Source organism: Nostoc sp. UIC 10607 (assembly GCF_047228265.1).
GTDB classification, from domain to species: Bacteria; Cyanobacteriota; Cyanobacteriia; order Cyanobacteriales; family Nostocaceae; genus Nostoc; species Nostoc foliaceum_A.
Genome location: NZ_JBIQNW010000014.1, coordinates 81,663 through 100,651 on the forward strand (window position 1 = coordinate 81,663; position 18,989 = coordinate 100,651).

The 18,989-nt window shown below is 42.9% G+C and carries 13 protein-coding genes and 2 pseudogenes; 8 read left to right on the forward strand and 7 right to left on the reverse strand.

Annotation, left to right across the window (positions count from 1 at the left end):
• Nucleotides 1-44 precede the first annotated feature (44 nt).
• Both ACEYW6_RS15270 and ACEYW6_RS15275 read right to left on the reverse strand, forming a co-directional pair.
• Complete coding sequence (locus tag ACEYW6_RS15270; protein WP_412980372.1) at nt 45-1,547, reverse strand: UDP-N-acetylmuramoyl-L-alanyl-D-glutamate--2,6-diaminopimelate ligase; 1,503 nt, start codon at nt 1,545-1,547, stop codon at nt 45-47.
• Nucleotides 1,548-1,600: 53 nt separating this feature from the next.
• Complete coding sequence (locus ACEYW6_RS15275; RefSeq protein ID WP_412980373.1) at nt 1,601-1,882, reverse strand: glutaredoxin family protein; 282 nt, start codon at nt 1,880-1,882, stop codon at nt 1,601-1,603.
• Nucleotides 1,883-1,894: 12 nt separating this feature from the next.
• On the opposite strand from ACEYW6_RS15275, the gene ACEYW6_RS15280 reads away from it, so the two are divergent.
• The 3 genes from ACEYW6_RS15280 (at nt 1,895) to ACEYW6_RS15290 (ending at nt 3,895) form a co-directional block, all read left to right on the forward strand.
• Complete coding sequence (locus ACEYW6_RS15280) at nt 1,895-2,245, forward strand: DUF952 domain-containing protein (protein ID WP_412980374.1); 351 nt, start codon at nt 1,895-1,897, stop codon at nt 2,243-2,245.
• A gap of 61 nt (nt 2,246-2,306) precedes the next feature.
• The gene (locus ACEYW6_RS15285) at nt 2,307-2,495 is read left to right on the forward strand and encodes a DUF4089 domain-containing protein (RefSeq protein ID WP_412980375.1); all 189 of its coding nucleotides are present in this window, start codon (nt 2,307-2,309) and stop codon (nt 2,493-2,495) included.
• Nucleotides 2,492-3,895: an AtzE family amidohydrolase gene (locus ACEYW6_RS15290; RefSeq protein ID WP_412980376.1), complete on the forward strand. Its 1,404-nt coding sequence runs from the start codon at nt 2,492-2,494 to the stop codon at nt 3,893-3,895. Before ACEYW6_RS15285 ends, ACEYW6_RS15290 begins: the two co-directional genes overlap by 4 nt.
• An 85-nt stretch (nt 3,896-3,980) precedes the next feature.
• On the opposite strand, the gene ACEYW6_RS15295 is transcribed toward ACEYW6_RS15290, so the two are convergent.
• On the reverse strand, nt 3,981-4,490 hold the full coding sequence (locus ACEYW6_RS15295) for a GNAT family N-acetyltransferase (RefSeq protein ID WP_412980377.1): 510 nt from the start codon (nt 4,488-4,490) through the stop codon (nt 3,981-3,983).
• Nucleotides 4,491-4,519: 29 nt separating this feature from the next.
• Nucleotides 4,520-5,209 (reverse strand): mobilization protein, encoded by a 690-nt coding sequence (locus tag ACEYW6_RS15300; RefSeq protein WP_412980378.1) that lies wholly within the window; start codon nt 5,207-5,209, stop codon nt 4,520-4,522.
• A gap of 498 nt (nt 5,210-5,707) precedes the next feature.
• Between ACEYW6_RS15300 and nrdJ (ACEYW6_RS15305) the strand changes: the two are divergent.
• The 5 genes and pseudogenes from nrdJ (ACEYW6_RS15305) to uvsE form a co-directional block, all read left to right on the forward strand.
• A pseudogene (gene nrdJ / locus ACEYW6_RS15305) lies at nt 5,708-6,937 on the forward strand (ribonucleoside-triphosphate reductase, adenosylcobalamin-dependent); the annotation flags it as partial.
• A gap of 285 nt (nt 6,938-7,222) precedes the next feature.
• Nucleotides 7,223-8,296: pseudogene (nrdJ, locus tag ACEYW6_RS15310) on the forward strand (ribonucleoside-triphosphate reductase, adenosylcobalamin-dependent); the annotation flags it as partial.
• Nucleotides 8,297-8,572: 276 nt separating this feature from the next.
• Nucleotides 8,573-9,586, forward strand: a complete 1,014-nt coding sequence (locus ACEYW6_RS15315; protein ID WP_412980379.1) for a zinc-dependent alcohol dehydrogenase family protein — start codon at nt 8,573-8,575, stop codon at nt 9,584-9,586.
• Nucleotides 9,587-9,827: 241 nt separating this feature from the next.
• Complete coding sequence (locus ACEYW6_RS15320) at nt 9,828-10,571, forward strand: class I SAM-dependent methyltransferase (protein ID WP_412980380.1); 744 nt, start codon at nt 9,828-9,830, stop codon at nt 10,569-10,571.
• Between the two features lie 230 nt (nt 10,572-10,801).
• Nucleotides 10,802-11,758: a UV DNA damage repair endonuclease UvsE gene (gene uvsE / locus ACEYW6_RS15325; RefSeq protein WP_196510245.1), complete on the forward strand. Its 957-nt coding sequence runs from the start codon at nt 10,802-10,804 to the stop codon at nt 11,756-11,758.
• 44 nt (nt 11,759-11,802) lie between these two features.
• Here the strand turns inward: uvsE and ACEYW6_RS15330 are convergent, their stop codons facing one another.
• The 3 genes from ACEYW6_RS15330 to ACEYW6_RS15340 form a co-directional block, all read right to left on the reverse strand.
• On the reverse strand, nt 11,803-12,969 hold the full coding sequence (locus tag ACEYW6_RS15330; protein WP_412980381.1) for a YbjN domain-containing protein: 1,167 nt from the start codon (nt 12,967-12,969) through the stop codon (nt 11,803-11,805).
• A gap of 209 nt (nt 12,970-13,178) precedes the next feature.
• A complete protein-coding gene (locus ACEYW6_RS15335) occupies nt 13,179-13,919 on the reverse strand; it encodes a pentapeptide repeat-containing protein (RefSeq protein ID WP_412980382.1) in 741 nt (246 codons plus the stop codon).
• Nucleotides 13,906-18,729, reverse strand: coding sequence for a DUF4157 domain-containing protein (locus tag ACEYW6_RS15340; RefSeq protein ID WP_412980383.1), 4,824 nt, complete (start codon nt 18,727-18,729; stop codon nt 13,906-13,908). The genes ACEYW6_RS15335 and ACEYW6_RS15340 overlap by 14 nt, the downstream gene beginning before the upstream one ends.
• Nucleotides 18,730-18,989 lie beyond the last annotated feature (260 nt).

Sequence of the window (18,989 nt, forward strand, 5' to 3'; positions counted from 1 at the left end):
AGTACATATTTTAGGGGCGTACAGATGTGCGCCCCTAGTTGGAATTAGGCTTGTATGTTCAGCCTTTGGTGTAAAGCGTCGCGTGCGTGTTCTCGATCATCAAAATGGATTTTTTCAGTACCAAGAATTTGGTAGTCTTCGTGACCTTTACCAGCAAGCAACACTCCATCACCGGGTTGTGCTTGTAAAATAGCGGTACGAATAGCAGTAGCCCGATCGCAAATTACAGTTGGCTGAACTGTGTCAGCGATTCCCGCTAAAATATCTTGCAAAATCCGTTCTGGATCTTCAGTCCGGGGATTATCCGATGTCACCACTGCCACATCAGCTAACTCAGCAGCAATTTTACCCATTTTTGGGCGCTTAGTGCGATCGCGATCGCCGCCACAACCAAACACGCAAATCACTTTCCCAGGTATAAACGGGCGTGCAGCTTTCAGCAAATTTTCCAAACTATCAGGTGTGTGGGCATAATCCACAATCACACTAATATCTTGGTCAGGTCTAATCTGTACCCGTTCCATCCGTCCGGGGACTCCAGGAAACTCAGGTATCACAGACGCTACTAACTGCAAATCTAGCCCTAAGTGTAAAACTGCTCCAACGGCTGCGAGAAGATTTTCTAAATTATATTGTCCGACTAGGGGCGATCGAAAAGCTACGTCACCTTTTGGTGTATGTAATGTACCACTGACACCATTTGGCTGGTAATTTAAATCACTCATCCATAAATCGGCGCTGTTGTCGTTGACACTGTAACTCCAAACGCGCTCAGAATCTAACGAGGCAATTAACCGCTTCCCGTAAGAATCATCAGCATTAATTATTGCCCGTCCCTTGAGATAATCAGGGCTAAATAACAACGCTTTGGCGGCAAAGTAATCTTCCATGTCGGTGTGATAATCGAGATGGTCTTGGGTAAGATTACTGAACACCGCTACCTCAAATTGACAACCCAACACTCTACCTTGGGCCAAAGCGTGAGAACTTACTTCCATTACCCCGAATTCACTACCAGCATTTACAGCCTCTGCTAGTTGCTGTTGCAGTTCCACAGCAAAGGGCGTAGTGTGGGCAGCAGTTTGCTCAAAACCTGCCCAACGAGTGTAGAGAGTTCCCATCAAAGCTGTAGCTAGATTAGCTTTGTTGAGCAGAAATTCAATCAGATGAGTAGTTGTAGTTTTGCCATTTGTCCCAGTCACACCCACCAGCTTGAGTTTTTGCCCCGGATAACCGTAAAAAGCACTGGCTATCTGGGCACAAGCTTGAGTTATGTTACTTGCACTGATGACTACAGCCTCATTGGTGGGAGGATTTTTCTGTGCAGCTTCAGGGGAGACGATCGCAGCTACAGCCCCGGATGCGATCGCACTTTGCCAAAATTCCCCACCATCAACCCGCGTTCCTGGCATCCCAATAAACAAATCTCCCACACGACAAGCATGGGAATTCGTCTTCAAACCCCTAACTTCCACATCCTCTAAAGTCGGATGGCTAGGCAATTGTTCAACACTGTCTACCGCTGTTAGTAATTCCCGCAATTTCATTTTGTGAACCTCGTCACCTTCTTGATCTTGCGCTTATTCTGCATTATTTTTTTCTAATTGGCTAAATACTTACGCAACATTTGCTCCAACTGCTGCACACTAGCACGAGGAGAAGGACGTGGCAATAATTTCTCACTCCCCTCCGCTTCCTCTGCGCCTCCGTGGTTCGATAAATAAAGTACTGGCACTTCATACTCATACGCAGCGAACCAATCTTCACGAGTCGTAATATCCCTAATTTCCAACTCGAAGCTAAGATTTTGGATTTGTTCTAGCTTTTCTTGCAAGCCTTCACATAAATGACAGCCGGGTTTACTGTATAAAATTAATCGCATTTGTTAATTACTATGAACATTATTTTACATATCACCAAACGCGAACAATGGGAACAAGCAAAAATCCTCGGAACTTATCGGGGTGATACGTTAGAGTCGGAAGGATTTATCCACTGTTCGACAGCAGCACAAGTTATCTGGGTTGCTAATCGTTTTTTTGTCAATCAAAAGGGTTTGGTAATTCTTTGCATTGATTCTGAACAAGTTAAAGCTGATGTTCGTTATGAGGCTGCGGAGGTAGATAACTTATTTCCTCATATTTATGGTGAGTTAAATATTGATGCTGTGTTTCAGGTTGTTGATTTTGAGGCTGGAGAAGATGGGTTTTTTGTGTTGCCGAAAGAAGTTATAAGTTTAAGATAACGTAGACGCTTCGGCTTGCCGCAGGCTACCGCAGAGGCGCAGAGGGCACAGAGGAGGAGAGATGAGAAGAGAAGAGTTTAATGTGGGTGAGTATGTTGATCAAATGGCGTTATTGTTGGATTTAGAGATAAGAGATGAGTATCGTGATGGTGTGGTGGCAAATTTTGAGAGAATTAGTGCGATCGCTAATCTTGTAAATTCTTTTCCTCTAGCGGAGGATATTGAAGTTGCACCAGTTTTTGAACCATGAATGATGCTGTATCAATCGCTGCTGCTGTGCGTGAAGGCAAAGTTAGCGCAGTGGAAGTTACCAAAGCTGCGATCGCACGAATCGCAACGCGAGATCATCAACTCAACTGTTTTACGGCTGTGACTGCTGAAGCAGCTTTAACAGATGCAGCCCGTATTGATAGGGAAATTGCCCAAGGTAATAATCCTGGAATGCTTTCTGGTGTGCCTTTTGCGGTGAAAAATCTCTTTGATATCGCTGGTTTAACGACTCTGGCGGGATCGAAAATTAATGCAGAAAACCCAGCAGCTAGTCAAGATGCAACAGCAGTAGCGAAGCTGAAACAAGCGGGTGCTGTGCTGATTGGCGCTTTGAATATGGATGAGTACGCCTATGGGTTTGTGACGGAAAACTCCCATTACGGTGCTACTCACAACCCTCATGATTTACAACGAGTTGCTGGTGGTTCATCGGGTGGTTCGGCGGTGGCTGTTGCTGCTGGGTTAGTACCGTTGACGCTGGGTTCTGATACTAATGGTTCAATTCGCGTTCCGGCGGCGTTGTGTGGCGTTTTCGGTTTAAAGCCGACTTACGGAAGGTTATCGCGTGCTGGGGTAGCTTTATTTTCTAGCAGTTTTGACCACATTGGCCCTTTTGCGCGTTCGGTGCAGGATATCGCTACGGTGTTTGATGTGCTTCAGGGAGAAGACGATCGCGATCCAGTTTGTACAAAGCGTCCACCTGAATTGGTTTTACCACAACTAAAACAAGATATTTCTGATATCAGAATTGCGATCGCTGCTGATTATTTCACCAAAGGCGCAGAACCGGAAGCTTTAGCAGCTGTGCAAAAGGTAGCTGATGCTTTTAATGTGACTGAATACGTAACCATACCAGAAGCACACCGCGCCCGTGCAGCAGCCTTTGTGATTACAGCTAGCGAGGGCGCAAATCTGCATTTGGATAATTTACGTAGGCAAAGCCCACCGAAGGTATCGCGTCCTCAAGATTTTGATTCAGCAACACGCGATCGCTTTTTGGCTGGGGCGTTAATTCCTAGTAGCTGGTATCTGCAAGCACAACGCTTTAGAAAATGGTATCGCGATCGCGTTCGGGAAGTCTTTCAAAATGTGGATGTAATTCTTGCCCCAACTACACCAATTTCCGCACCGCTAATTGGTCAACAAACCATGATTTTGGATGGGGAAGAAATTCTTGTCCGTCCCCATTTAGGATTATTTACTCAACCATTATCTTTCATCGGTTTACCAGTTTTATCAGTACCAATTCAGCGCCAAAATGCTTTACCATTCGGTGTGCAATTGATAGCAGCACCATATAATGAAGCGTTAATTTTACGGGTTGCAGCTGCGTTAGAAGACAAAGGTGTAGTTTCAGCACCAGTGATTTTTAATGGCTAATTTGCAAATTGCGCTCTAAAGTTTCTTACTTTTCAAGGCTTTTAAGTTAGGGCAGAAAATTGTAAATATCTACGCAGGAATAATACTATACTCCATCAAAAGCAGCTGGATAAACAACCTTCCCTTTATACTTTTTTTGATAGCCTTGCAGCGGTTTAACCATGAAGACATCCTCTGGTACTGGAAAAGGAGACTCAATTTCATAAACAACAGAAGGCTGAAAGCCAAAACGAGTATAGAAGTGGGGATGACCAAGGACAATCACTATGGCTTCTTTCTTTGCCTCTGCTATTTCTAACCCTGCTTTTATTAGTGCGCTGCCAATACCCTGTCTTTGAAACTGTGGATGAACTGCCAAAGGTGCTAAACCGAGAACTTGTAGTGTTTCTTCACCCACTAAATCAATGTAGCTGAATAAAATATGACCGACTACAACATTTTCAACCTCTGCAACCAGAGAAAGTTCTGGAATATAGCAGTCAGAACGGCGAATTTCCTCCACAAGTTTAGCCTCGTTTTCCTGCCCAAAGGCTAATGTATTCACCTCAGCTATTACTGTGTAGTCAGGCAGAGTTTCACAACGGATATTGATCATTGGCAATGATTAAGCCCTCTAGGGCAAAGCTATTCAACTTTTTCATACCAGATACCTACTCTCTCAAAAGCACTATAAGCAAGCTTCAGAAAATTGATTACTCTCTGTCGCCCAATTATGCCAAATTCTTTATACTCTCTTGCCTCCGCAAAAGTCAGGCGATTTTGGTCAATTATGTTTCTTTCTCTATATGCTAACTTCGGAAAATCTATAACTTTTATCTTATATTTACTTGCTATTTTCTGAAAGTTTGAGTCTGACTCTATATGCTCCCAATCATCGCACAGCCCTAAATTCCTTACCAGAATATGAGGGATTTTCTCACCATAGGTATTCACTGACTGAGCAAACAGGTTGATGCTGTCGTATCCTCCTGTTGATACAAACCATTTGCAAAACATCACTCCCTGCAAATTCCCTAGTTCCATTAATTGATTAGAATCAATCCACCCTTGTACTGCTCTATGCGATTGTGCGGGTAAATTCACAATTACTGGCTTCTCTACCGCCCACTCAAATATTTTATCTGCCTTATCTGCCTGTCGTTCATTCTCACTAAACACAGCATACTTACATATCTCCTTATACACCTCTGCTACATCTGGATTCGATCTATCTGTGTCCACTGGTACAAACGGGATTTTCTTATCCAGACAATACTGAATCATTGTTCTGGTAAAGAGAGATTTTCCTACCCCGCCTTTTTCACCATCTACCAAATGAATTGTCGGCATTACAGCCACCTCTAATACTTATTCAAGTCTGATACATCTTTCCCTGGCTGAGAACTTTTTGGCAGTTGCCGCCTAAGCAACTTGCCCTGTATAAAAGCTACATAGAGTTTACATCCAAGATTCAACACATAATACTCTTACTTGCTGAATCGGCAAAGTATTCCCAAAACAGTTTCTGTATATGAAATTTATGTTCGTCAGTCTCTACCTGCATAATTTTAAGCAAAGTTTATGCCTTTGCTAGGTAATTGAATAAAAATCGGTATAAAGATAATTTACTTATAAGTTAATTGGTGCTAATTATAACTAGTTAATGAAATTATACTCAAGGGTGAAAGACATTATACATCATAAATTTCTGTTGCAATTAGTGCAGGGTAGAGGTAGCGTAAAGTGGGTAATTTGACAATCTTTAATACTCAAACTACTTGGCGTATAGTCATAATCTGTCCGCACGCAACAAGAACGCAAGACACTTAATATATGGTTCGAGAGCTAGAAAGAAAACGCCAGAGTGCAAAGTTTCCTGAAACTGCACCGGCTGCTAATCCCGTATTTTTTAGAACCTATAGCCGCCGGACAAAGGCGGGACTAAGGGAAACATGGGATGAGGTATGCGATCGCACTCTCCTCGGCTTAGTCGAGTTGGGAAAGCTCACTCAAGAAGAAGCTGCCATACTGGATAAGATGCAGCGCAACTTGAAAGCTATGCCCAGTGGACGCTGGCTATGGGTTGGTGGTACAGACTGGATAACCAAGCCAAAGAATTTTTCCGGGGCTTATAATTGCACCTCTACCAATCTCGAAGACTGGAGTGCCTTCGGCTTAATGATGGATCTGGCAATGATGGGCTGTGGTACTGGAGCCGTCCTAGAACCACAATTTATTAACCAGTTGCCCCCCATCCGTAATCAACTGAATGTCACTGTACAAGGTGAAATTGGCAGCACTCCTGTGCAACAGCGACGTGAATATACTCAAACTCATATAGAAGGCAATAACGTCACTATTCACGTTGGAGATAGCCGTGAAGGTTGGGTTGAATCATATCAAGCCCTATTAGAACTCTCTACTGATGAACAATTTTCAGCAGAAGTTGAAGTATTAGTTGATATCAGCGATGTCCGAAAAGCAGGAGAAACTCTCAACGGCTTTGGAGGAGTTGCTAATCCTGTAAAATTGCCCGGACTTTATCAGCGTTGTGCATCTATCCTGAATAAAGCTATAGGACGACAATTAAGTTCAGTTGAATGTTGTTTGTTAATTGACCAAGCTGCTGTAACAATTGTTGCAGGTAATATCCGAAGAAGTGCGGGGATGCGTCAGTTTATTGCTGACGATGAACAAGGAGCTACCGCTAAAGATAACTTATGGCAGCAAGATGAAAATGGCAACTGGCGAATCGATCCAGAGCGTGATGCACTCAGAATGGCAAACCATACTCGAGTTTTTCACCGCAAGCCAACCTTAGAAGAATGTCTTAATGCCGTTCGCAAACAGTATTATAGCGGAGAGGGAGCGATTCAATGGGCTGGTGAATCCGTAGCGCGATCGAATATTGATTTGCTGCCAACACAAGCTCTAAAAGTTGAGTTTTTACAAGCTTATGAACAAGGAACAGCAAAACAGTGGTTAGAAGAACGTTATTCAAATCTTGATGCTAATGAGTTAGAACATCGTTTAGCTCGCTATGGGCTAAATCCGTGTGGTAAGTGATTTTGCCTCACGTTAAAAACCTCGCAAAAACGGGGAAAGCTGAGATGCTAATCCCGTGGTAATCAAAGGAATTAAAAAGTCTTTGACACCGTACAGCGTAGAGAGTGAAACTAGATGACATCAGAAATTTGTGTCTAGAATATAATCTCTCCAAGAGTGTGGGGGCGGATGTGAAAAACACTTTTATTATCTGAAGTCACATCTGCAAAAGGTACGCGGATCTACTGCAAATAATCAAGCAGTAGAACTAGGGGATAAAAAGCCTCTAGGGTAACAAATTTGGAAATCATCGGTAGTAACTTCCACTGCAATTTGTCTGAGGTTCACCTTAATCAAATCGACCCATATAACTACAAAGAACAAGAGGAAGCTTTCACTGCTGGGGCGTTATCTGTAGCAGCACTTTTAAATCACAAATTCCTGGAACCACGCTATCAATACAGTCGTGAATTAGATCCGATTGTGGGAGTTTCTTTTACAGGTTTATTTGATTTCTTTGTCCATGCTTTTGGTGTTGATTGGTTGCGCTGGTGGGAAGCCGGAAGACCTGCAACTCCACAAGGATTAGCTTTCAAGCGTGAGGAAGAAAAATATCTAAGTTCTTGGAGAGATATTGTACATCGTGTAGTTTGGGATTATTGTGATCGCCATAATTTCAAACGTCCAAATCGTTGTACCACAGTCCAACCCAGTGGCACGAAGGCATTATTAACTAATGCTAGTTCCGGATGGCATCCTCCAAAAGCGCAAAGATTTATTCGCCGCATCACCTTCGGCAAAAATGACCCAGTAGCCTTAGCCTGTATTGACTATGGTTACAACGTCATTCCTTCTCAATCAGACAAAGATGAACAGGGCAATTTGCTCAATGATCCCTTTGATTCACGGGTGAGTGAATGGTTAGTAGAAATCCCTGTCTCTGTATCTTGGGCTGATTTACCAGGGGCTGATGAAATTGATGTTTCTAAGTTTTCAGTCTTAGCTCAATTTGATTTTGTCCTCCAGGTTCAACGTTGGTATGTGACTCACAACACATCAGCAACTTTGGAACTTCGCTCTGATGAAATCGAACCTTTAGGACAGCGAATCTACGAAACTATCCAAAATGATGAAGGATATATTTCAGCAGCCCTTTTAGCCCGTTTTGACGATTTGCAATCATTCCCACGTTTGCCATTTGAACCAATAGACAAACCAACTTACGAGCGCTTGAATAGAGACGTGAAAGCACGGCGTAAAACAGATGATTTCTGTGCAGTCTTAAGCCGCTACGATTTAGGCGAAATGGCAGAGGCTGGCCCTAGTGGTTGTGACTCTGATAAGTGTATGTTTCCCGATCAGCAACCAAGCTTATAAAGCGAAGTGAGGTACACCCGAAGTGGCACGGCACTGCCGTGCTACTACACCTGGCGATATAAGATTGTACCGCATCTGAGTGTGAACTGCTATATCAACTTAGGGTAGGAACTATTTATCTATTACAATAAAAAGCAGTGTTTTCATGTGATATGAAAACACTGCTTTTTATATGAACTTAAATTACTCATTTTCCCCTCCTCGGTAACTATTTTAGTGTAGAAAAGCAGCACAAAATTTATCTATACTATGAGCTTTAAGAAAAGGAGTCCGCCAATGAAAGCTTACGAAATTCAAAGTAACGGTGGGATTGATGCCCTCAGGTTAGCCGATCGCACTGAACCAAAACCAACTGCGGGACAAGTTCTCATTCAAGTCAAAGCAACATCCCTAAATTACCGTGATCTGCTTGTCATTGAAGGAGCTTACGGTTCTGGACAGAAATATCCTTTAATTCCCCTGTCTGACGGTGCAGGAGAAGTCGTGGCGGTGGGGGAAGGTGTGACACGGGTTAAAATAGGCGATCGCGTCGCTGGTATTTTTTTCCAAGACTGGATTTATGGCTCTTTAACCAAAGAGAAAATGAAATCCGATTTAGGAGGCGGTATTAATGGAATGCTGGCTGAGTATGTCGTATTACACCAAGATGGTTTAGTGATATTACCTGACCACCTATCTTACATTGAAGGGGCAACCTTGCCCTGTGCAGCAGTCACAGCTTGGCATGGACTAGTGACAAAAGGCAATATTCGCGCAGGTGATAGTATTTTATTACTCGGTACTGGGGGAGTTTCGATTTTTGCTCTCCAGTTTGCCAAAATACATGGTGCAAGAGCAATTATTACTTCCAGCAGTGATGAGAAATTGGCACGCGCGAAACAGCTTGGTGCTGACGAAACAATCAACTACAAAACAACGCCAGATTGGGAAAAGCAAGTTTACCAATTAACCAATCGAACGGGTGTAGATCATGTAGTTGAGGTAGGCGGTGCAGGAACTCTGCCAAAATCACTACAAGCAGTCCGCATTGGGGGACGTATTAGCTTGATTGGCGTATTATCAGGCAGAGGAAATGAAATTGACCCCATGCCAATACTTTTTAAGAGTTTAACAGTTCAGGGAATTTATGTTGGCAGTCGGGAAATGTTTGAGGCGATGAATCAGGCGATGCAACAGCATCAAATCAAACCGATTATTGATCGAGTTTTTCCATTCTCTGAAGCGCCAGAAGCTTATCATTACCTCAAAAGTGCGGCTCACTTTGGTAAAGTCGTAATTCGTAATTCGTAATTCGTAATTCGTAATTTTAAAGAGTTTCATTTATGTTTAAATTGGGGTTTAAATTTCCACTTAAAACATAATTATCAATTACGTTTAAACAGGAGAGAGAGTAGGCGCTAGGTGTTTATATAGTTCCAGTTTCAACATCCTAGCCAAATTCACATGTTAAGACCGTGTTACTGATAGTTACAACTATGTATAATTGAAAACTATCAAAACAAAAGACTACCACTTTGTAACCGCAAATTATATGAGTAACTTTGTTAGCAGTTCAGTTGAAGCTTTGGATAACCTGACTGTAACTTGGGAACGCTTGATTCCCCAGCGCATGGGTAAGGATTCGGCTAGTCGCAAGATCATGGAGCTACATCTTGGACGCTACGAAACTGCAACCAAGTACGTCTTGGGAAAAAGAGTTCTAGACATCGCGTGCGGCAGTGGATATGGTAGCCAAATGCTTCGTGTTGCAGGCGCAAGCAGTGTAGTTGGAGTCGATATATGCTCACAGATTGTGGAATATGCTAAGAAACACTACCATATTCCCGGAATAAACTTCATTTGCGCTGATGCAGAGCAATTTGAGTGTTCGGAGCCTTTTGACGTTGTTATCTCGTTTGAGACGATAGAACATTTAAAAAATCCGACCAATTTTTTAAAACAACTCAGTAATTATTTAACTAGCAATGGTGTATTGATGTTGTCTGTACCACTAGGGGAGACGCGTCATTTTGATCCATACCACCTTCATGCCTTCACTCACGAGCAAATATTTACGCTTCTGGAAACAACAGGTTTTTCTGTAGATTATTACCGTTGTGACCAGTGTTTTTTGACTCGTAGTGAGTTGCTTTACTGGAAACAATTATACTCAGAATCCAGCCCATCGTTTTGGAAATTGCTGTTTACTCGTAAAGGATGGCAGGTAATACATGACCTTGTGTTTCAGGGTGGTTTTGATGCTCCTCAACTGTTGGTTATTGCTTATAAAAAATAGATAGATACACCAATACTGAGCAATATAATCTGTGATTTAGATGGGGTGCGTGCAAACGTCATTATTTGACTAAGTTTGAGGAAGACCTTGTTTAGCTAAAACGTAAGTATTACGAGCATTTACACCCTTAAGCCTTAGGACTTCATTCTTTAGGTACTCGTAAGTCAGTGGCAGAATTTGTTTAAATTAAAAAATGGCTCAAAACATGCAACAGTTAGTAAATTTAGTTAATGACCGTAATCGAGTTTCAAAATTCACCTAATACACAGCAGTATCAAAAAAGTACACTGCCCAACCTAGGGCTAGTTTGTATCACCTCTGACAAACAAGTGCGCTTTCGGACAATGACGCGCACACGATACTTAAAACTTTCCCTTAGCGATCGCAAAAGCGCCCTGAGTGAACTGTATCGGCATAACTTACATCGCTTGCATGATGCCCTCTCATTTTGCCAGCAGAATAAAATTCAGCTCTATCGGATGTCTTCTTCTTTATTTCCCCTAAGTGACTTAGAAGACAAAATCGGCGCAAATATACTAGAGGCAATGAGCGCTGATTTAGCAACAATCGGTCAACGAGCAAATGCATTAAGCATAAGAATGGTGTTGCATCCAGATCAATATGTAGTGCTAAGTTCTGATTCTCCCGAAGTGGTACAAGCAAGTATCAATAATCTAGCAGGACATTCCCGTATACTTGACTTACTGGGCTTACCGCGATCGCCTTGGTCATTGATGAATATTCATGGTGGCAAATCTCAACGTCCTGAACAACTAGTAAAAGTAATTTCCGAACTACCAGAAAATATCATTTGCCGCTTGACTTTAGAAAACGATGAATACGCCTATAGCGCCGATGAAATTTTAGCAGTATGTCAGCAAGCTGGCGTGCCGATGGTGTTTGATGCCCATCACCATATTTGCCACGAAAATTTAGATAGCTACGATCATCCGAGTGTCGCATCCATGTTTTACGCAGCGCGAGAAACTTGGGCAAATCCAGATTGGCAATTAGTCCATATTTCCAATGGTGAGCAAGCTTTCAATGACAGAAAACACAGCGACTTGATTACCGATATGCCCAAAGTTTACCACCAAGCACCGTGGATCGAAGTCGAAGCCAAACAAAAAGAAGAAGCGATCGCCCACTTGCGCTCTTGGTGGCTGATGAAAAATGATTGTATTTAAACTGTAATATGTTAGTCAACGATGACTAATGTTACTCTCGCTTCTTATACGTTGGTTTCTATTTTGGTAATTGCTTCTTGAGGTGAGGCATCATCATCAATTACTAATAAAATCCCTCGTAGGTATTCATCCATCATGGTGACGTTAGTGTAAACCAAATTTTTGATTAAAGCAAAACTGAGGCGATCGCCTGCAATATCAATACTAGTTTTATAGCGAATTTCACCATCGCTAAAGTCAAGTTCAAAGTTGCCAATCATCATGGCGTAGTTGGCACGAGTGAGGAATTCAGCAATGGCTTGTCTTTTGTCTTCAGGTGCGGTGATGGGGCAAAGAGAGTAAAAGATAAATTGCTTATTTTCTTCTATGGCTTTGGCGTAACAGTTCCATTTGCCATTTTTGCCTCCGAATGCGAGTTGTAAGACAGATTCTCCCTGCAATTTTGTAAAGTTCCAGTCGTCTTCAGTAAAGAAGTTAAGTATTTCCTGAAGAATTGTTCTGTCACCTGAAAAGGGTTTCCATTCTTTTGTAACTTGCTGATCAATATTTTTGACAAGTTTTTTCAATTCATCCAGATTGAAATCGGCGAAATCTCTGAAAAAATGAGAAATTCCATCAACAACTTCAGTAGTGGCTTTTTCAGTCACCGCAGACAAATTATTCTGCGTCCAATTTTTGAAGAAGGTTCCTAGTGCATCAGAGATTGGATTAGCTGAACCGGATGCAGCAGCTTCAGCAAGGGTGGCGGGACTGAGGTAATCCCAAAGGGTACGGTAGCCAACATCACCGGATGTTTGCGGTTGTATGGCTAATACCAACAGCCAATTTTCAGTCGCAAATAGGGGATTATCAGGTTGTTCTTGGTTTAGCTTAATGAAATTACTTGATATCTCATCTAGACTGGCAATGTGTTCACTCAGATTTGGGAGAAAATCTGGCTGTAAACTAATCTCAATTTCGATGTCTGTTTCAGATAAAAAATCTTTACTGGAAAGCGGGACACGAATTTCTGGTTTGAGATTGAATAGGGCTTCAGTTTCGATGCGTCGGTGAAGTTCTGCATTGATTTGAAACCTGAGACGACATTCAATCAAATCCTCTTCTAGTTTTGTCAAAGCTAGAGCTAGAGCGTGGATGGGTAAGGGTGAGATGGTGCGATCGCGTAGTGTCACCATCGCGTCTAAGTCACAATTTTCTGTCTTAACTTCCATGCAGGGTTTTTCCCAGCCTAATCAATTTTTTATTTTTGGTCGAGTGAACTAGATAATGAATAGCTACACGCTTATTCGCAAAGGTTTGCTGCTGCTGCGGTGAAGCCTATGTTATGATGTTGAGTCTTTTCGGCCAATGCAGTTTAATCCACTTACTTGTGATAGAGCTATCACACTCAATGTATATAGAGTGATTGCATTATCAAGTTTCAAAAGACAAATTCCTCGATAATCTCTGAGCCATCTCCCTCTTGACTTAAATCTACCTTTCTTCCAACTGAATCTGTAGTAATAGAACCCTTTATATTGATACAAAACAAACTAGATTCGATAAATTTTGACCTTGAAAGGTTGGCTTCAGAAAGATTACAAAAACGTAAATCTGAGTTAATAAATTGTGATCCTTGCAAGTCGGCTTTAGAAAATACGCTTTTTTGTAAAACTGAATGAATAAAGTTTGCTTTAGCTGCTGTGGCTTCCTCAAAATTTGCATCTTGAAAATCGCAATCATGGAAATCACCTTTAATCAAAGAAGCACGTAATCCTTCTACACTAACAAAAGAAGAACGATAGGCCCTAAGAGAATTTAAATTGGCTTGCAAGAGATTGGAAGAAGAAAAGTTGCAATCGGAAACTCGGCTTTGATCCAGACTTGCTTCTTCGAGAATTGCTTCGTTAAAGTTAACCAAAACAAATTGGGATTGCTCCCAAAAAACATTGCTTAAATTTGCACCAGAGAGATTCACGTTGACGAAATCAGCTTTGACTGTCTTGAAATCTCGAAGATCCAGACCGGAAAGATTTAAGTCTTTGAAAATAAGACGGCTAGCTTCAAAATCACCATTGTCAAATGCTTGCCTTTTTTGACATAAGATAACGTCTAATTCTGATTGCGAAAGATTTTCCATTTTCTTTACAATTGTATCTTTATTGTCATCAGACGAAAGCAAACTTTATCTGCTTATGATCTGACCCAAGACCAGCTTTTACTAAGCTTTCCACCTTTGCTCTGTCTGCTACACTCAGTCCAGTTAAATCGGCAAGAATATCTTCTCCTTTGGCATATTTTAGTAAATCTGCTGCGATCACTTCAGGAGTGCTTCCTGGTTCATAACTTTTAACATCCCAACCAAAACCATTACCATCTATGATGTCTGGATCAATGTCAGCAGGTCGCCTTACTGGCGCTTTAAGTACACCTGCTTTTTCCGCTTCTAAAGCTATCTTTGCCTCTTGAATTTTATATCGCTTTGTAGCAAAATCAAATGCTAGCTCTTTGCGACGAGGATCTGCGTTCAACCAAGTAAGGTCTGCTGGATCTACTACGACTTTCCCACTAGTTATATCTGCATCTAACTTTGCAATACCTTCGTTCAGTTTACTCATTCGAGCTTGATCCAACTGAACTCGTTTGCTTCGAGCTAAATCCTCCAACTTATTTAACTTAGACAATCTTTCAGCTTCATCGCTGATATTTGCGATTTCAGCCAACTTCTTGCGAAAAATAGGAGTCTGTTCCAATACCTCTATATAGGTGTTCGCAAACTCTGTAACATCGGTACAGTATGGCGAACAAAGAAACACTCTTCCGTCATTTAAATACTTCAAGTGATGTCCGTCAGGGAGGTTTTCTACCCGTTGAACATTACGGAGGCTCACTTCCTTAGTGACTTTTTCAACTCCTTCCTCTGTAGACTCTTTTGCGCCCTTCTCAGCAACTGTTTCGACTCCTTCTTGAGCAGTTTTCTCGGCGCTTTCCTCAGCTCCCTCCTTCGCGCCTTTCTCAGCACCTTCTTCAACTGCCTCCTTGGTTGCTTTTTCACCAGCTTCTTCGGCTACCTCCTTAGCAGCTTTCTCACCAGTTTCTTCAGCGACCTCACTAGCTGCTCCTTTAGCTGCTCTGCCAAGCAATTCGTCAGCAAAGGTAATCAGTTTTTGCCCAATCTCACCCAGAGCATCCAGGATGACTTTCGCCGCACCACCCGCCTTACCCAAAAGCTTGCCTAATCCCTTAATACCATCCAGGATAAAGCCACCAACTTTAGCCAAGCCTTTAAATGCCAACCCCATTACCTCGCCTGTCCAGTCGAGAATCTTGGCAAAGAGCTTGAGTCCTTTCATCGCACCTTTAGCGGCTGTCCAGGAACCTGCGGTTAGAATGCCAAGAACTACTTCAAAGGCGATCGTTCCGGCTAACCAACCGACCGTTTCGCCCATCTCGCCTTCGGCACTATCCTGCAACATGAATTGACACACTTTATCCGCGAGGGTGCCGCCTGCATTCATCAGCGCCGTCTCAACACTACCCCAGGCATCACCAAGCTTCTGCATCAATTGCTCGAAGGACATAGCACCGCCGCCGCTAAATACCTCCTGCACGGCTGGCATAAAGCCCTGGCTTACCTGCTCTACAGGTGGTTGCAGTTCTCCAGCCATTTGCTGCATCCGTTCACCCATTTCCACGTTGTTATTAGCAGCGGTTGCTGGCGATGCTGCTCCTTCCTGGGCTGATGCTGGCTGATCTGTCGGTGTGGGAGAAAGTGCTTGGTTCGCCACATCGTTAAGCCAGGTAACTAGATTGCCCAATCCCTTGATGGCTTCATATATCAGCACAAATGGGTCAGTGAGACCTTCCCAGATGCCCTTGAGTAAACCTTTGACAAATCCAACAATAAATGCAGGACTGCCACCGCTGATGATTTTAGCTAACTTGTTGGCGATCGCAACCTTTTCGTGATCTGGCTTACCCTTAACTCCTTGAAGAAAACCAAGAACACCTGCCTTAATTATTGGCCAGAGCAACCCAAACATGGGTAACGACGGCGCAGCCTGCAACAGTCCAATAACAATGTCAAGTAAGAAATTAATAATTGGAGCTTTGTAGCAATCATCCAAAGCTTGCCAAGCCCAACCTGCCAGGATGACCGGAATCATTGCCGGATTCACGATCGCTAACCCTAATGAAGTTAGCACGCCAATGTAGGGTTTAATCTTCGTGACAATTTTGCTGGCGAATTCTTGGACAGTCTTCGCGGCTGATTGGAATCCTTCTTGACACCAGCTGATGAATTCCTTTACCCCATTTGATACTGTTTGCACTAAGCTTTGTGCCATGCTTAATAACGGCACTCCGCTAATTGCGCCTAACAATTCTAAAACTGCTTCACTTAATTGAACTGCCTGATTTACCAAACTGCTAACTGTAGATTGCATCGTTTGAGCAAATCCTTCTACATTACTCAGCAGTTCCGGCAAAATCGTATCGCCCATTTCCTCATGAGCTTTTTTGACAATATCTTTATCATCTTTATGCGCCCATAACCATTGCACCGCTTTGACTAGCTGTGGCACATATTTGACGATGAGGTAGATTGAACCCACTGGTGAAAAAGCTAGTAAGACACTGCCCACCGTCTTCAAAGGGCCAAGTACTGGGGCAAGAGTGCCTTTAATTTCTGTCCACACCTGCGAGGCTTTGGTCTTCAGCCATCCCAGAACGCCACCTTCGCCATCACCACCAATGCCGAGTTGTTCTTTCACCCAATCCCAGGCAGCACCTAGAGTATTGCGAACGGGGGCACCCCATTCCCAGATTGTGGTTGCCAGTCCCTTAACGGTGTCAAATACGCCGCCTGCAACACTCATCAACGCATCAAACGCTGGGGCGATCGCTAAATCAGTAACTTTTTGGAAAACGCCTTTAACTTGAGAAAACACCGCCTGAATTTGTTTGACAGCGGCATTGTCCATGAAGGCATGTCCTAAGTCTTGCAACGCCTTTAAACTATTGGCAAAATTCCGACAAGAGGCTGGATCGCCTTTGGTAACATCCTGAATTGCTTCAAACACGCCTGTAAAACTGCCCTGCAATTGAGCAATCACACCAGCAATATCGATGTTTCCAGTGATGCTAGAAACCCAGCTTTTGATGCCGTCTTTGATTTTTTCACCCACTAACCCCATCGGCCCTTGACGAATCAAATCAGCCAAACCAGGGGCGACTCTCGCAACTAGGGCAGCAAAGGCATCTTTACCCATAGAAGCCACATCACTAGCCTTATCTCCGACCCATTCAGCGCCTGCACTAGCTTGATCACCAACCCAGTTAGCACCTGCACCTGCTGCATCCTTGATATCATTCCAACCCAGTTTTTGAATTGATTTGTTGTCTTTGTGGGAAGTGATGTTTTGAGCGATCGTCTTACGTTGTACACTATCCTCTAGATCACAAGCACTACATTTCATCTGCACTTTGTTAGTCTGCGGTTGTGCTTGTATGGTCGAATAGGGCTGCGAAGTAACTGAGAGAGTAGGGCTAAGTTTTGTTTGCAGTGTCGTTTTATTAGACAGAAAATCGTTACTAGACTTGTGCTGTAGGGTTTTTATCCCCGCCTGCTGCTTAGTTTGAACTTCTGTCTCTGCATTTGATCCATCTTCACTTTGAGAAACTTTTTCTGGGCCACACTGTACCGGGGTTACTCCTGTACCTTGAGTCAGTCCGTGCTTAGTTGTGGTGTCGTAGGTATTGTTATCAGTATTTGCTTGGGCGTAATTATCATTAAAAATCTTGTCAGATGCTGAGGTTGTTTTGCCAAGAAGCTTTTTGTGTAAATCTTTAAAAGCCTTCTCGTCAATACTAATGTGCCCATTTTCGTGCGTATCTAGAGCGCTATAAAACCTTGCCCATTCTTTTTTAACGGGTTCGCACTGTTGGTCGAGTTCAGTCCAGACGGGCATTGCCTTAGTTTCTGTAACTAGAACGTCTGCTTCATAGACAATTTCAGCAGATTGATCATCAGCTTGGTAAGTTTTGACACTTTTCTCTGGGGCACAAGTAACACTGCCTGCTTCGCCCTTTCCTTGTGATGTTAAGTTTGTAATTGCTTCGGTGATGTTTTTCCCAGAAGCGGTAATTGTGCTATTTTTTTTGTCAATTTTGGTTGTGCCTTTTTTGGGCGGCATACCACTCGCTGTCTGTTCAACGGGGGCTGGTGCTGTGGATGTATCGCTTTGTTTTTGCACCTTGCCTGTCTGCTGTACCACATGGGTTAACTCATGGGCTGTCAACTCGTTATTTCCAGGTGATTTCCCTGCACCAAAGTAAACATCACTACCATGAGTAAACGCCTGCGCTCCCAACGACTGGCTCATCTGCACAGCATTGGAGCCAGTATGTACTCGCACATTGTCAAAGTTACTACCAAAGCGTGGTTCCATAAAGTCTCGCACTTCAGCAGATAATGGGTTTCCCCCACCCTTACTATTATTTAACTGAGTCTCAATATTCTCTTGGGTCGGAACGCTGTGATCACTAGCGCGTTGTACTTCCTCTTCTTCTTGCTCACAAGCTGCACATTTTCGCTGCACTATATCTTGTGAATCTATTTCACCGGGATTTATCTTGGATTGAGGTCTAGGCAGGAGCATAATTTGGTTAGCCACCCAGTCAGCTGACTGCTCATACTGGTCTCCTGGCTGGCTAACTGTAAGTTGCGGCTGTGGACGACGCAAAGATATGCGACTAATGTCATGAACAAGAGGCTTTTCTTTGATCGCTTCTGGTTCTAATGATTGCTCATCAGCAGATTGGGCTTCTTGAAGGTCGCCTGCTACCTCTGTGACTGTTGCGAGTGGAGTATTATTTGTTGGTAAACCAAAACCGCGTGTTGGATTGGCCAATGTGGGAATATTGGATGAGACAAGCGATGGATTTGTAAATGATGTCCCTGCATTGTGTCGCGTCCATGTGCGATCGCTCATCTCTCAATTCCTAGGTTAAATTAGCCAACCCCTTATCTTTGTATTCCAGTATCTTCTATCAAGAATTTAACTATTTTATTGACATACTTATGTATAGACCTTAGTCTAATTTTGTCATCAATCATTCAACTGCCCAAAATGTAGAACAACTTCAAATCTACCTATTCAATAACTTAACCTTATTGCAAATGCGTGTATATTGTGGAAGTATGTGATGTCAATTGTGGTTGAGGTTTAAGCAGTGCAAAACTGCCAAGGAG

Coding starts and splice junctions, on each gene's coding strand:
- ACEYW6_RS15290 (WP_412980376.1), top strand. CDS start 2,492: ATGAATGATGCTGTATCAATCGCTGCTGCTGTGCGTGAAGGCAAAGTT.
- ACEYW6_RS15340 (WP_412980383.1), bottom strand. CDS start 18,729: ATGAGCGATCGCACATGGACGCGACACAATGCAGGGACATCATTTACA.
- uvsE (WP_196510245.1), top strand. CDS start 10,802: ATGACCGTAATCGAGTTTCAAAATTCACCTAATACACAGCAGTATCAA.
- ACEYW6_RS15275 (WP_412980373.1), bottom strand. CDS start 1,882: ATGCGATTAATTTTATACAGTAAACCCGGCTGTCATTTATGTGAAGGC.
- ACEYW6_RS15285 (WP_412980375.1), top strand. CDS start 2,307: ATGAGAAGAGAAGAGTTTAATGTGGGTGAGTATGTTGATCAAATGGCG.
- ACEYW6_RS15320 (WP_412980380.1), top strand. CDS start 9,828: ATGAGTAACTTTGTTAGCAGTTCAGTTGAAGCTTTGGATAACCTGACT.
- ACEYW6_RS15270 (WP_412980372.1), bottom strand. CDS start 1,547: ATGAAATTGCGGGAATTACTAACAGCGGTAGACAGTGTTGAACAATTG.
- ACEYW6_RS15295 (WP_412980377.1), bottom strand. CDS start 4,490: ATGATCAATATCCGTTGTGAAACTCTGCCTGACTACACAGTAATAGCT.
- ACEYW6_RS15280 (WP_412980374.1), top strand. CDS start 1,895: ATGAACATTATTTTACATATCACCAAACGCGAACAATGGGAACAAGCA.
- ACEYW6_RS15330 (WP_412980381.1), bottom strand. CDS start 12,969: ATGGAAGTTAAGACAGAAAATTGTGACTTAGACGCGATGGTGACACTA.
- ACEYW6_RS15315 (WP_412980379.1), top strand. CDS start 8,573: ATGAAAGCTTACGAAATTCAAAGTAACGGTGGGATTGATGCCCTCAGG.